The following is a 13,483-nucleotide window of genomic DNA, read 5'->3' as shown; positions in this document are numbered from 1 at the left end:
AGATTGTATAAGAGACAGCCTGCGGGCCGGCCAGCCGCGTGTGCTCCTCGCCGACCACCAGACCACCGTCGTCGGTGCTGACCATCGAGGAGATGATCTCGTGGGTCAGCTCACGGCTGACGTCGAAGAGGCGGGGGTCGTCGTAGCTGCGCGGCAGCGGCACCTCCACCTTGACCACCCGGCGGATCGTCGACGGTCGGTTGGACATCAGCACCACCCGGTCGGAGAGCACGGCGGCCTCGAACACGTTGTGCGTGACGAAGACGAACGCCTTGCTCTCCTCCTGGCTCCGCAGCTCCAGCAGGAGCTGGCGCAGACTACGGGCGGTGAACTCGTCCAACCCGCTGAACGGCTCGTCCATCAGCATCACCGGCGCGTCCAGCACGAACGCGCGGGCCAGTGCGGTGCGCTGCTGCATGCCGCCGGAGATCTGGTGCGGGTAGTGGTTCTCGAACCCGGCCAACCCCACCCGGCGCAGCACCGGCAGCACCCGGTCGGCCCACTGGGACCGGTCCACCCCGGTGGCCTTGAGGGCGAACTCGACGTTCTGCCGCACCGTCTTCCAGGGCAGCAGCCTCGGCTCCTGGAACACGTAGCTGAAGTGCACCCCGGGCGCCCGACTACGGATCTCGGCGGTGCCGGTGAAGTCCGTGTCCAGCCCACTGAGCATGTTCAGCACCGTGGACTTGCCGCACCCGGAGGGACCGACCAGTGCGACGAACTCCCCGTCGGCGATGGTGAGGTCCATCCCGTCGATGACCGTGGTGAAGCCGTGCCGGGTGTGGAAGCCCTTCACCAGGTCCTTGATGACGATCCGGTCGTCGGTGCTCATCGGGCTCCCTCCGGACGCCAGCGGAACAGCTTCGCCTCGATCGGCTTGAACACGGCCAGTTCGAGCACCACCATCAGGATCGAGAAGAACAGCGTGAGCGCGAAGACCTGCTCCATCCGGAACAGCTGGAACCAGTAGTTCAACCGGTAGCCGATGCCGTCGGTACGCCCGAGCAACTCGGCGATCACCACGACCTTCCAGACGATGCCGAACCCGAAGCGGGCCGACGCCATCACCGCCGGCAGCACCTGCGGCAGGGTCACCTCCCGGGTCCGCAGGCCGCGCGAGGCCTTGAGGGTCCGGGCCATCTGACCGAGCCGGGGATCGATCGCCTTCACCCCGGTCCACATGTTGATCGCGATGATCGGGAACGAGGTCAGCGTGATCGCCACGACGGTGGCGGTGTCGTTGAGCCCGAACATGATGAACGCGACGATCACCCAACAGAGGCTCGGGATGGTCTGGCCGACGGCGATCCAGATGTCCAGGAGGCCCTCGGCGATCCGGGACAGACCCATCACCAGACCGACGAGCACACCGAGCACCATCGACGCGGCGAACCCGATGAGGATCCGGACCATGGTGACCTGGAGGTCGGTCCAGAAGGTCTGCTCCTGCATGCTGTCGGCCAGCGCGGAGGCGGTCGTGCCCGGGGTGGGCAGGATGCGCTCACCGACGACGAGTGAGCCCAGCCACCAGATGACGAGCAGGATGAACACGGAGGCCACCCGCAGCACGATGCCGTTGCGGAGGAAACGGCGGGGGCCGCCGGGCCCACCGCCGTGTCCCGGCGGCGCGCCACGGTCGGCCGTACCGGCCGTCACGGCCGCCGGCTGGGTGGTTTCGGACAGGGTCATCGGTGCCTCTCCTCATGCCGGGCTGGTGGTCAGGCGAAGAGCCCGTCGGGCACCTTGGGCAGGAACTCGGGCTCGCCGTTCTCGCTGAGGAAGGTGAGCAACTGCGCCGCCTGCTGCTTCTCGGCGTCACCCCACTGCTCCACCAACCGGCCGCGCTGGCTGTTCCAGATCACGTCCAGCACCGCCTGGTCGTCGATGTTGTAGAGCTCGCGCAGCGCGGCGTCCCACAACGACTGGTCGTTGTTGAACCTGGTCTGGTACCGCAGGTTGACGTCGACGAACGCCTGCACCGCCTCCCGGTTCTTCTCGATGAACTCGCTGGCGAAGTCCCAGCCGGCGGTGAACGCCTTGAGCCCGGTGGCCTCCTCCAGCAGAACGCCGAGGTCGCCGAGGGAGCGGTACTTCCCGCTGGCCAGTTCGGGTGCGCCGGCCGGGTCGATCACCAGGGCCATGTCCACGTCGCCCTGCCCGAGCAGTTCGGCCATCAGGTTCGGCGCGCCGTACTGCACCTGACAGTCGGTGGTCGGGTTGAACCCGTGCTTCTCGCGGCAGAGCGCGAAGAACTGGTTCGTCGACGAGCCGATCGCACTGCCGAAGAGGCCGAGCTTGCGGCCCTTGAGATCGGCGATGGACTGGATGCCGCTGTCCGCGCGGACCAGGATCCCGTTGGTGGTGCGCTGAAGGGCGAAGACCACCTTGCGGTCCACCCCGGTGGCGACCAGGTTGGCGGTGGAGGGGATGCCACCCAGGCCGCCGTCGACCTGACCGGCCCGGTAGGCGGTGTAGACGGCCGCCGACTCCGCGTACTCCTCGTACCTGATGTCGAGGCCGGCCTCCTCGAACGCACCCTCCTTGAGGGCGAGCTTGAAGGCCGCGAGAGCGGAGGCGGGGATGCCGGCGAGCCGGATGGTGGTCCGTCCGTCGTTCGAGCTGGAATCGGCGTCGTCGCTGCCGCAGGCGGTCAGCAGGGCGCTGCCGACGAGGGCACCCCCGAGACCGGTGAGCAGACGACGGCGGGAGAGGGCGGCACCGGGGCTATTGAGGTGGGACACGATGGCCTCCTGATGGCGAAGTCCGCACGGCCCGACGTGAAAGCCCGGGGGCCGCATCTACACCTGATTACGGCGACCATAACGGTCCCCAAGCAGGCAGTCTATAAAAAGTCAGAGTTTTACAGTACTGACATCTTCATCGATCATTTCGACGCTTCTGGACAGCACTTGTCGACCCAGCGAGCCATCTGGGCAGGAGACGCGCGCCGGATTTCGTGGACCGGTACGCGGAACGTCAGACTTTTGGCCTAACGGGTCTGGCTCTGCTCCGGCGGACCGGCGTACTCGTCCCGGATGGTGCGCTTGAGGATCTTGCCGCTCGGATTACGCGGCAGCCGGTCCACCAGATGCCACTCCCGGGGGACCTTGTACCGGGCGACGTGCTCCCGCACGTACCCGTCCAGGGCGGTCACGTCCACCTGCCGGCCCGGCCGGCTGACCACGAAGGCGGCGACGCGCTCGCCGTACACCTCGTCCGGCACCCCGACCACCGCGACGTCGTCGACCGGTTCGTGCCGGGCGATGACCTCTTCGATCTCCCGCGGGAAGATGTTCACGCCACCCGCGATGATCATGTCCTTCTTCCGGTCCACGATGGAGATGAAGCCCTCCTCGTCGCGGACCGCCACGTCGCCCACCGAGAAGAACCCGTCGGCGTCGAACCCGGCCCGGGTGGCCTCCTCGTCGTCGAGGTACCCGGTGAGCAGCAACGGCGAGCGGGCGTACAGCTCACCGGGCTCGCCCGGCCCCACCTCGGCGCCGTCCTCGCCGACCAGGCGCACCTCGTTCCAGAACCACGGGTGGCCGACGCTGCCGGCCCGGGCCAGGGCGAACTCCGGCCGCAGGTTGGTCACGATGGAGCACTCGGTCGACCCGTACAACTCGTGCACGGCGACCCCCGGGAACGCCGCGATCACCCACTCCTTGAGCGCCACCGGCAACGCGGCGGCGTTGAAGTAGAGGGTCTTGAGCGCCGACAGGTCGTAGCGGGCCGCCGGGTCCTCGCAGAACCGGCGGATGTGCTGGGCGTGCGTGGGCACCAGAAAGACCGTCTCCGCACGGCTGCTCACCATCAGGTCGAGCAGTCGCTCCGGGTCCCAGGTCGGCAGCACGGTGCAGGAGCCACCGAGCATCGGCGCCGCGTACGCGAACTCGAAGCCGGCGCCGTGGTACATCGGTGCCACCGCGATCGTGCTCTTGTTGGGGCCCAGGCCGTAGTCGAGCCCGACCCCGAAGGCGGTCAGCACCCGCCCCCGGTGGGTCAGCAGCACGCCCTTGGGCCGCCCGGTGGTCCCCGAGGTGTAGGTGATGCAGAACGGGTCCATCTCGTCCACCGGCACCGCCGGGTCCACCGCGCGACCGGCGGCGACGAAGGAGTCGTAGTGCTCACCCACCGTGCCGCCGAAACTGAGCACCAGGTGCAGGTCGTCGACGAGCCCGTCGACCCGGTCGGCCAGCTCGTCCGCCACGATGATCCCCCGGACCGACGCGTGGTCCAGGACGTACGCGTTGTCTCCGACGTTGTTCCGGGGGTTCAGCGGCACCGTCGGAATGCCGGCCTTGGCCATCGCCGCCGAGATCTCGAAGTACTCGAAGCGGTTGTTCGCCAGGACCGCGATCCGCTCACCGGGGCGCAGCCCACGGTCCAGAGTGGCCGAGGCGAGGCGGTTGGACCGCTCGTCCAGCGTGCCGAAGGAGATCTGGTGGTCGCCGTCGACCACCGCCACCCGGTGCGGCGTGGCCCGGCCGAACTCCCGGATACCGGCCGCCATGTTGAGCTGCACACCCCTCACCTGGTGTCCTCCCTTCCTGTCCCGTTCATCAGCATCACGGCCTCGACCTCGGCGACCGGCTCGTCGTCCGCGTCGATCCCGGTCCAGCGGAAGTCCACGACCTGCGTGCCACGGGAGGTGACCCGGCTTGCGACGCGTTCGATCCGCACCCGTAGCGTCGCGCCGGCCTTCACCATCCTGTGGAATCGCACCCGACGCAGTTCCAGCAGTGCGATCGCGTCGTCGAGCAGGCCGGACTGTTCGACCAGGCCACCGAGGAGCAACACGACCGCCTGACCCGGCAGCGGCGGACCGCCGGCGTCACCGCCGGGCACCCGCTGGAACAGCGGGTGGGTGTACCCGCCCCGGCCGATCAGCGTGTCGACCAGGTCCGCGTCGACGACCACCTGCGGGGTCGCGGTCGACTCAGGCGAGGGTGCGGACATCGACGTCCCCCCAGACCGGTGGGCGCTTCTCCACGAACGCGCGATAGCCCTCGGCCACCTCGTCGACCTCCTCGTGCAGCCGGGAGAACATCTCGCGCTCGTAGCGCAGGCCCTCCTCCAGGGTCATCGTGTGCACCGAGTTGAGCAGCCGCTTGGTGATCGCCAGCCCGGGTCGGGACCGGCCGCGCAGCATCGCCAGCAGCTTGCCCACCTCGTCGTCCAGCTCGGCCAGGGGCGCGCTGGCCAGCGCGACCCCCCACTGCACCAACTCGGGGCCGCGCAGCCAGGTCGGGGTGAGCATCAGCGCCTTGGCCCGCTGATCGCCGAGCTTGCGCGGGGCCCGCTGGCTCGACCCGGCACCCGGCGGCATCCCGAACTCCAGGTGGATGTCGCCGACCCGGGCCTCGTCGGCGGCGATCACGAAGTCGCAGGCGAGGATCAGTTCGAACCCACCGGCTCGCGCCAGCCCGTTGACCCGCGCGATCACCGGTACGCCGAGATGTTCGATCCGGCGCAGCACCGCGTGGTACGACCGCAGGAAGGGCAGGAACGTCCGCTGTGGATCGGCGAAGCACGACTCCAGGAAGTCGATGTCCATCCCGACGCTGAAGGCCCGCTCCCCGGCACCGGTGACCACGACCGCCCGCAGAGCGTGGTCCTGCTCGGCCTCGTCGAGCGCGGCGTCCAGCCCGGCGATCACCGCTGGGGTGAGGCTGTTCATCGAGTCCGGACCGTCCAGCACGATCGTCATGACCTGGTCGTCCGTGGTGTGCCGTACCCGCGTCACGTCCGCTCCCCCACCTTGACGAACAGTTCGACGTCGGTCGCCGCGGTCAGCGCCGGACCCCGCGCGCCGGCGGGTACGTGCAGCAGCGAGCAGGGGGTGAGCGTCACGCCGTCCACCACGAGGTCGCCCCGGGTGGTGACCAGGAAACGGTCCCGGGGCACCGGGGTGGGCGCCCCGGTGTAGCCGGCCGGCAGGCGGACCAGGGCGCTACAGGCACCGGTGTCGACGTTCTGGCTCAGCGCCTTGGCGAGCGGCACCGCCTCGTCGGCGGTGGAACGCACCCCGTCGGACATGGCAGGCAGGCCGAGCACGATGGCGTCCACCCCGGACCACGGTGCGTCCAGCGGTGTCCACGGCACGAACCGTGACTCGACCCGGCGCTGGTAGCCCCGGGGTCCGATCCCACCGTCCGCGTCGTCGCGCGCCTGTGCGCCGGCCCGGTCGTCCGGGCAGACCACCCGGGAGACCCGACCACTGTGTTCGCTGGCGACCTCCCCCTCCATGCAGAGGATGTTCTCGAAGCCCTCGTCGCTCCACGCCTTGTGCACCCAGCCGGGCGGACGCCAGAAGTAGTCGCCCTCGACCAGCCGCCCCTCGGCGCTCAGCTCGGCGACCCCGGCCAGGAAGTACGACTCCTCGACGCTGTCGTGGTATGCCTCGCTGAGGTCGCGGTAGCCGGGCGCGGCCCGTACGTGGTCGATGCGTCGGGTGCTCTCACGGTCCCGCCACAGCGACCGCATCCAGTACCGGGACAGCAGGTCACGCACCTGCTCCGGATCGCCTCCGAAGTTGTCCCGGAAGGCCGGTTCCATCGAGTCGTACACGTCCTGGCCGTTGACCCACGGCAGCGTCGTGGAGTCGACGATCGTCACTGTCACCTGCGTTCCTCCACCTCTCGCCGGTGTGGGGTGTTCTCCAGGTTCCGAAAGGCATATGTCAGGTGTTAACCGAGAAGATGACGATGGCGCGTCGCGAAGTGCCCCGTCGTTTCCGTCTTGCAACGTCCACCTGAGCAGCTCAGGTGCACACTGTGCAGGCCGAGGACCGGGTCTGGCAAGACCTTGACACTGCTGCTGTTGATTCCTCAGACTTTTGACGGAAGGCGGTGTCCTAGTGTCTACCTCTCTGCCCCGGAGCCCCTGAGGTGCGCGACGGCACCACCACCGGCCCGCCCGACGCACCGGCGTACCGACCCTCGGTGGTGATGGCTGCCGCCTCCGGCGCGCTGGTCCTGGTGGCAGTGCTCGGCAGCTTCGCCGCGTCCCCGCTGTTCGCGGTCTACGCACAGCGGTGGGACCTCGATCCGGCGCAGGTGAGCCTGGCGTTCGCCGGATACCCGGTCGGCGTGATCGTGGTGGTCACGCTGCTCGGCGGACTCTCCGACCTGATCGGCCGACGCGTCACGATGCTGCTCGGCGTCGCACTGGTGCTGCTCGCCTGCCTGGTGACGGCCGCCGCCACCACGCTGCCGGTGCTGGTCGCCGGACGATTCGTGCAGGGCATGGCGACCGGCATGGTCAGCGCCACCACCGCCGCCGCGCTGCTGGACTTCCACCCCCGGGGCACCCGGGCCGGCAGCCTGACGCACGCGGTCTGCACCACCCTCGGCATGGGCTTCGGGCCGCTGATCGCCGGACTCCTCGCCGACCACACCGCGTACCCGCTGGTGCTTCCGTACGTCGTGATCGGCGCGGTCGCGCTGGTGCCGTTGGTGCTGCTGCTCCGGGCACCGGCCGACCGCCGGACGGCGGGCCGGGTCCGGCTGGTCCGTACGGTCCGCGTCCCCCGGGCGATCCTGCTGCCGTTCAGCATCGCGACCTGCTCGCTGATGACGCTCAACAGCTGCATGGCCCTGTTCGGCACGTTCGGCGCGCGCATCCTCACCGAGGGGGCCGGCATCAGCACCGCAGGCGGAACCGGTGGCCTGCTCACCCTGCTGGTCACCATGACCCTGCTCGCCCAGATCGCGGCGAACCGGGTGCCGGCGGCCCGCTCGGTCGGCCTCGGCGTCCTGGTCATCGCCGCCGGTGCCGGCACCACCACCGCCGCCCTGCACCTGGCCAGCGGCGCGGTGACGATCGCCGGCACGGTGCTGGTCGGCACCGGCGGCGGTCTGGTGCTGCTCGGCGCGACCCGGCTGATCGGCTACTGGGCGCCGACGCACCGCCGCGCCGAGGTCTTCGCCGCCTGGATGGTCGCCGCGTTCGCCACCCTGGGCGGCACCTCGCTGCTCGGTGGGCTCGCGCTGGGCGGTGTCGCGCTGACCACGGTGATGGCGGTGGCCACCGGCGGCATCACGACACTGGCGGCGTACACCCTGGTCGCGGTGGCCGTGCAGGCGCGCCGCGACCGACGGTCGGCACGGTGACCACGGCGTTCCCGACCGGGCCGCCCGACCTGTCGACCGGACGCCTCGTCGGTCAGCCCGCGTCGTCGGCCAGCCTCGTCACCGCCTCGACCGCGTCGGCCATCTGCATCCGCAGGTCGTCCAGGACGGCGGCGACCGAGCGGGTCCCGGTCACCAGACCGACGGCCTGCCCGGCCGCCGAACCCATCACCGGGGTCACCTGGTGCTCGAACGCGCTGACCACGGTGTCCCGCGCCAACACCTGCTGTACCGGCGACGGCAAGGACGGCGGTGCCTCCGGCGTCCGCCACGCCCGGGTCCAGGCGGTGGTGAGCTGCCGGGTCGGCTTGCCGGTGTACGAGGTGGTCTTCTCGGTGTCGGTCGCCGCTGCGGCGACGATCTTCTCCTTGACCACCGGGTCGAGGTCGCTCTCGGCGGTGGCCAGCCAGACCGATCCGGTCCAGACCGCCTGCGCGCCCAACGCGAGGGCCGCGACCACCTGCCGGCCGGTGGCGATCCCACCGGCGGCGACCACCGGTACGTCACCGGCGGCGGCCACCACCTGCGGCACCAGCACCATCGTGGTGATGTCGCCGGTGTGCCCGGCCGCCTCGTAGCCCTGCGCCACCAGCACGTCCACCCCGGCGGCCAGTTGGTGGCGCACGTGCCGCGGATCGCCGACCAGCCCGGCGAGGAGCATGCCGCGTCGGGTCGTCTCGGCACGCACCTCGGCCGGCGGCGGGCCGAGAGCGCTGGCCACCAGGCGGATCGGATGCGCCCGGGCGACCTCCCACAGGGCATGGGCGTTGGCGTGGGTCATCAGGTGGTCGATCTCGGTCGGCATGCCGCCGAGCCGGTTGTGGCCAGGCTCGCTGCGGCGCACCGGCACACCCCACCGGGTCCGCAGCGCGTCCACGAACGCCCGGTGGTCGGCCGGGATCCGACCGGCCAGCTCCGCCGGGTCGTCCCCGGCCGACTTCGCCGGAAAGAGCAGATCCACGCCGTACGGCCGCCCGGCGCACTCCCGGTCCAGCCAGGTGAGGTCCCGGTCGAGGTCGTCCGGGGTCATCGAGGCGGCCCCGAGTACGCCGAGCCCGCCCGCCCGGCTGACCGCCGCGACCACGTCGCGGCAGTGGCTGAACGCCAGCACCGGCAGGTCGACCCCGAGCCGGCGGCAGAGCGGGGTCACGACGACGGCCCGGCGGTCACCGCGCACACCTCACAGCCGTCGGCGTCGACGCCGCAGCTCGCCCCGGCGGCGACGCCGAGGTAGGCGTCGACCAGTTCCGTCACCGCCCCGAGTCGCTGCGCGGCGACCGGCGGCTCCGGACGTGGGCCGAGTGCCGCCGCGTGACCCGCGCGCAACCCGATCACCGACGGGTCGACGATCTCGATGCCGGCACGCCGGGCCACCTCGGCCGACACCGGTGTCATACAGGTGCAGCCGAACAGGATCAGGTCGGTCCCGTCGCGCTGTGCGGCGTCCAGACAGGCCCGGGTGATGGCGGAGACGACGTCGTCCTCGCCCCGGCCCATCCGCGCCTTGACCCCGGCGTCGGTGCCGACCCGGTCCAGCTCCGACTCGTCGGAGAGGTAGTGCACCCCGACGGCGAGTTCCCCACCCGGGCAGGCGGCGAGCCGATCGGCGTAGATGTAGTCCATGGACGTCGGCCAGACGGTGACGATGCTGAACCGGCGACCGGACTCGGCCGCCCAGGCCAGTACGGCCTCACCGGCCCCGACGACCGGTACGGGTGCGGCGGCGCGCAGTTGCGCCATCCCGTAGTCGGCGAAGGTGTCGATGTAGACCGCGTCGCATCCGGCGGCGATGGCCGCCTCGGCGGCGTCCACTGTGCCCAGTTCGGTGAGCAGATGATCGTATTTGGTGCGGGCGAACCGGCGCAGTCGCGGGTCCACCAGGTCGGTGACGAGACCGGGTGGATCGGGCAGCACCGGGGCTCGTTTCGCGTCGGAGTTGATGACCGCCAGCCGTCGAGGCTCACTCATGTCGACCTCCCGCGAAAAGTCTGACTTATATATCGCAAGAGTGTCAACGATGCAGATGGACCATCAACCCAAGGGCTGAGAGATCTATCTGTCCACACTTCCGAAAGGTCTGCTTCTCGACCCACCTGGCGACTCGGACTGTCGTGCACCCTCAGGTGAGCGCGGCGGCCAGGAGCCGGTCGAGGGCCGAGTGCGCCTGTTCGCGCGCGGCCGAGGCGTCGTCGTGTCGCGCGACCCAGAGCGCGGCCTCGTTCATCGCCCCGGACAACTGCGCCGCCAACGCGTCGAGGAGGCCGTCCGGCACACCCACCGCACCGAGAGCCTCACTGAGGTGAGCGGCGGAGTGCTCCGCGTCGAGCAGGCGCCAGCGCTCCCACCCCAGCACGGCCGGACCGTCGACGAGCAGGATGCGGACGACGGACGGGGCGGTGATCGCGTCGAGGAACGCATGCGAACCCGCCCGCAGCTGCTCACCGGGATCGTCACCGGCCCGACCGGCCGCCTCCACCACGCTCGCGGCCACACGCGCCTGGAGCTGCGCCACGGCGGCACGGAACAGACCCGGCTTGTTCCGGTAGTGGTGATAGACCGCGCCCCGCGTCACTCCTGCGGATCGCGCCACGTCGTCGAGCGAGACGTCGGCGAATCCCCTGGCGGCGAAGAGGTCGATCGCCGAATCGAGGACCTGCTGGGCGGTCCGGGCGGCGGCAGCCGCAGTGGCGCGAGGCATGGAGCTTCCTTTACGTACGCAGTGTATGTATCGTGTGCAGCGATACATACACAGTGTACGTAAAGGAGCATTCGATGACCGTCACCAGTTTCTACCCGGTCCTGACGTCCCAGGACGTGGCCGCCGCAGCCGGCTTCTATCGACGCGTGCTCGGCTTCGAGCCGACCTACGAGTCCGACTGGTACGTCAGCCTGCGCCTGGGCACCTTCGAGCTGGCGATCCTCGCCCACGACCACACCACCATCCCCGACGGATACCGGAAGCTGCCGCGCGGAGTGATCGTCAACCTCGAGGTCGACGACGTCGACGCGGTCCATGCCCGGTTGACCGACGAGGCCGGATTGACGCCGGTGCTGGCGCTCCGCGACGAGGACTTCGGGCAGCGGCACTTCATCGTCGCCGCACCCGACGGGGTGCTGCTGGACGTCATCCAACCGATCCCGCCCCAGGGCGGATACCAGGACGCCTACCGCCAGGCGTGACCCGGCCGGCTCGAATCCCCGCAGCCCGGTGGCGGCGTGCTCCCGGACCGGGGCGCGTATGCCCCGGTGAAACAGTGATGCCCCCGTCCCACCCGGGCGGGGGCATCTACGAGGAACAAACCACCGGTTCGCACATGGTGCGTTCGGTGGAGCCGAGGGGACTCGAACCCCTGACCCCCACACTGCCAGTGTGGTGCGCTACCAGCTGCGCCACGGCCCCTTGCTGTCGCGCCCGGTCGCCCGGGCACTGGGAGAACTATACACACGGTCGGCGGCATGGTCATCTCGCGGGGGTCCCCCGCGAGACGGCGTCGGAGCCCTCAGTTCAGTGCCACGTCCGGGGGGAAGTGCGCCACCGCGGCCATCATGCCGCCCTGCCTGCGCAGCACCATCGGCCACAGGTCGTCCGGACGGTCGACGAACGCGTCACCGGGCAGCGCGTCCAGCACGAACCAGGAGCCGTCCTCGATCTCCTGCTCCAACTGTCCCGCGCCCCAGCCCGCGTACCCGGCGAAGACCCGGATGCTCTCCACGCTCTCCCGCAGCCGCTGCGGGTCGACCGAGAGGTCGAGCGTGCCGACCGCGCCGGAGACCTGGTGGAAGCCCTTGAGTCGACGGACCGGCTGCCGCATCCGGGCCAGACAGATCGCCGAGTCGGGCTGCACCGGGCCGCCCTCGAACAACACGGCCGGATGGCGGGCCAGATCGCCCCAGTCGCGCAGCACGTCGGCCACTGCCACCTCGGTCGCCCGGTTGAGCACCACGCCGAGCGCGCCGCCGGGTTCGTGCGCGACCAGCAACACGACTGTGCGGTCGAAGTTCGGGTCCTTCAGCGCCGGCGTCGCCACCATCAGCTTGCCCGCCATCGACTCCGTCGCCCGTCCGCCGATCGCCTGCCCCTCTCCCTGCATCACCGCACCCGTCAACCGTGTACCGGGCAGCGGAAGCGACCACACATCGGGACGGCGGACCCGATCGGCACCATCCACGCTGTCTTTGCCATGCCTGGCACCATAGCCTGCGTCCACGGCGGTCGCGAAGGTCTGATCGTCGGGTGATCGACACCGGTCTCGGCGGGGGGCGGCGAAACCGGGCCAACAACCGGGCCAGCGGGCCCCACCGGCCGCCGAACAGAGGCGAAAACCCCTGGTGAACCGAGCCGCCCGGATAGATTCGAAGACGATGACAACGGTCCGGGACACCACCTACGAGCTGCTCCGCGCCCTCGGCATGACCACCGTCTTCGGCAACCCCGGTTCCACCGAGGAGCCCTTCCTCCAGGACTTCCCCGACGACTTCCACTACGTGCTGGCCCTCCAGGAGGCGTCGGCGGTGGGCATGGCCGACGGGTACGCCCAGGCCACCGGCGGGCCCGCCCACGTCAACCTGCACACCGCGCCGGGCACCGGCAACGCCATGGGCAACATCGTCACCGCCTGGCACAACCGGACCCCGCTGATCGTCACCGCCGGCCAGCAGACCCGGGAGATGCTGCTGCTCGAACCCCGACTCACCGCCCGGCACCCCACCGAGCTGCCGCAGCCGTACGTCAAATGGGCCCACGAACCGGTCCGCGCGCAGGACGTACCGGCGGCGCTGATGCGGGCGTACGCCACCGCCGTCCAGCCGCCGACCGGGCCGGTCTTCCTCTCCCTGCCGCTGGACGACTGGGCCCAGCCCGCCGACCCGCCACCCCAGGCCCGCACGGTGGCCACCCGGTTCGCTCCCGACCCGTACCGGCTCGCCGAGTTCGCCACGGTGTTGGCGGACAGCCGGTCACCGGCGATCGTGCTCGGTGCCGCCGTGGACCGCGCCGGAGCATGGGAGCACGCGGTCGCGCTGGCCGAGCGGCTGGCCGCCCCGGTCTGGACGGCGCCCGCACCCGAGCGGACCGCCTTCCCCGAGGACCACCCGCACTTCCAGGGCGTCCTGCCCTTCGCGATCGCCCCGCTGGCCGAGCGCCTCCGCGGACACGACACGGTGCTGGTGGTCGGCGCCCCGGTGTTCCGCTACTACCCGCACGTACCGGGCGAGACGCTGCCCGACGGCGTACGCCTGCTGCACGTCACCGACGACCCGGAGGAGGCGGCCCGGGCACCGGTCGGCGACAGCCTGCTCGGCGACGCCGGGCTCGCCCTCGCCGCGCTGGCCGACCGGGTCGGCGGGTCCGG

The 13,483-nt window shown here is 70.6% G+C and carries 14 protein-coding genes and 1 tRNA gene; 3 read left to right on the top strand and 12 right to left on the bottom strand.

Annotation, left to right across the window (positions count from 1 at the left end; genetic code table 11):
• The 7 genes from EYA84_RS14335 to EYA84_RS14305 all read right to left on the bottom strand — a co-directional run.
• Positions 1-832: ABC transporter ATP-binding protein (locus EYA84_RS14335; RefSeq protein ID WP_131053537.1), on the bottom strand; the 832-nt coding region annotated here is incomplete at its 3' end.
• Positions 829-1,689: an ABC transporter permease gene (locus EYA84_RS14330; RefSeq protein ID WP_131053536.1), complete on the bottom strand. Its 861-nt coding sequence runs from the start codon at positions 1,687-1,689 to the stop codon at positions 829-831. The genes EYA84_RS14335 and EYA84_RS14330, both read right to left, overlap by 4 nt.
• Before the next feature lie 29 nt (positions 1,690-1,718).
• Complete coding sequence (locus EYA84_RS14325) at positions 1,719-2,741, bottom strand: ABC transporter substrate-binding protein (RefSeq protein ID WP_161594969.1); 1,023 nt, start codon at positions 2,739-2,741, stop codon at positions 1,719-1,721.
• Between the two features lie 248 nt (positions 2,742-2,989).
• Complete coding sequence (locus EYA84_RS14320) at positions 2,990-4,534, bottom strand: class I adenylate-forming enzyme family protein (RefSeq protein WP_236145762.1); 1,545 nt, start codon at positions 4,532-4,534, stop codon at positions 2,990-2,992.
• Positions 4,531-4,959 carry a MaoC/PaaZ C-terminal domain-containing protein gene (locus EYA84_RS14315; RefSeq protein ID WP_131053534.1) on the bottom strand — a complete coding sequence of 143 codons (429 nt, stop codon included), beginning with the start codon at positions 4,957-4,959 and terminating at the stop codon, positions 4,531-4,533. The genes EYA84_RS14320 and EYA84_RS14315 overlap by 4 nt, the downstream gene beginning before the upstream one ends.
• Positions 4,940-5,746: an enoyl-CoA hydratase/isomerase family protein gene (locus EYA84_RS14310; RefSeq protein WP_131053533.1), complete on the bottom strand. Its 807-nt coding sequence runs from the start codon at positions 5,744-5,746 to the stop codon at positions 4,940-4,942. The genes EYA84_RS14315 and EYA84_RS14310 overlap by 20 nt, the downstream gene beginning before the upstream one ends.
• Positions 5,743-6,624 (bottom strand): hypothetical protein, encoded by an 882-nt coding sequence (locus tag EYA84_RS14305; RefSeq protein ID WP_131053532.1) that lies wholly within the window; start codon positions 6,622-6,624, stop codon positions 5,743-5,745. The genes EYA84_RS14310 and EYA84_RS14305 overlap by 4 nt, the downstream gene beginning before the upstream one ends.
• Before the next feature lie 266 nt (positions 6,625-6,890).
• Between EYA84_RS14305 and EYA84_RS14300 the strand changes: the two genes are divergently transcribed.
• On the top strand, positions 6,891-8,114 hold the full coding sequence (locus EYA84_RS14300; protein ID WP_131053531.1) for an MFS transporter: 1,224 nt from the start codon (positions 6,891-6,893) through the stop codon (positions 8,112-8,114).
• A 52-nt stretch (positions 8,115-8,166) separates the two neighbouring features.
• On the opposite strand, the gene EYA84_RS14295 is transcribed toward EYA84_RS14300, so the two are convergent.
• The 3 genes from EYA84_RS14295 to EYA84_RS14285 all read right to left on the bottom strand — a co-directional run bounded on the left by EYA84_RS14295 (position 8,167) and on the right by EYA84_RS14285 (position 10,830).
• Positions 8,167-9,309, bottom strand: a complete 1,143-nt coding sequence (locus EYA84_RS14295) for a nitronate monooxygenase family protein (protein WP_201272387.1) — start codon at positions 9,307-9,309, stop codon at positions 8,167-8,169.
• Positions 9,279-10,100, bottom strand: coding sequence for an aspartate/glutamate racemase family protein (locus tag EYA84_RS14290; protein WP_131053530.1), 822 nt, complete (start codon positions 10,098-10,100; stop codon positions 9,279-9,281). The genes EYA84_RS14295 and EYA84_RS14290 overlap by 31 nt, the downstream gene beginning before the upstream one ends.
• 151 nt (positions 10,101-10,251) lie before the next feature.
• Positions 10,252-10,830 (bottom strand): TetR/AcrR family transcriptional regulator, encoded by a 579-nt coding sequence (locus EYA84_RS14285; protein ID WP_131053529.1) that lies wholly within the window; start codon positions 10,828-10,830, stop codon positions 10,252-10,254.
• 74 nt (positions 10,831-10,904) lie between these two features.
• Here EYA84_RS14285 and EYA84_RS14280 point away from each other — a divergent pair, with 74 nt between their 5' ends.
• Positions 10,905-11,312, top strand: coding sequence for a VOC family protein (locus EYA84_RS14280; RefSeq protein WP_131053528.1), 408 nt, complete (start codon positions 10,905-10,907; stop codon positions 11,310-11,312).
• A 147-nt stretch (positions 11,313-11,459) separates the two neighbouring features.
• Here EYA84_RS14280 and EYA84_RS14275 read toward each other — a convergent pair.
• Positions 11,460-11,532 (bottom strand) — tRNA-Ala (locus EYA84_RS14275).
• Positions 11,533-11,632: 100 nt separating this feature from the next.
• Positions 11,633-12,223: a YqgE/AlgH family protein gene (locus EYA84_RS14270; RefSeq protein WP_131053527.1), complete on the bottom strand. Its 591-nt coding sequence runs from the start codon at positions 12,221-12,223 to the stop codon at positions 11,633-11,635.
• 271 nt (positions 12,224-12,494) lie between these two features.
• On the opposite strand from EYA84_RS14270, the gene EYA84_RS14265 reads away from it, so the two are divergent.
• The coding region (locus tag EYA84_RS14265; RefSeq protein WP_255446615.1) for a thiamine pyrophosphate-binding protein at positions 12,495-13,483 on the top strand (989 nt) is incomplete at its 3' end.

It is taken from the genome of Verrucosispora sp. SN26_14.1 (assembly GCF_004307965.1).
Taxonomy (GTDB): domain Bacteria; phylum Actinomycetota; class Actinomycetes; order Mycobacteriales; family Micromonosporaceae; genus Micromonospora.
This window is presented reverse-complemented; position numbering and strand designations above follow the sequence as displayed.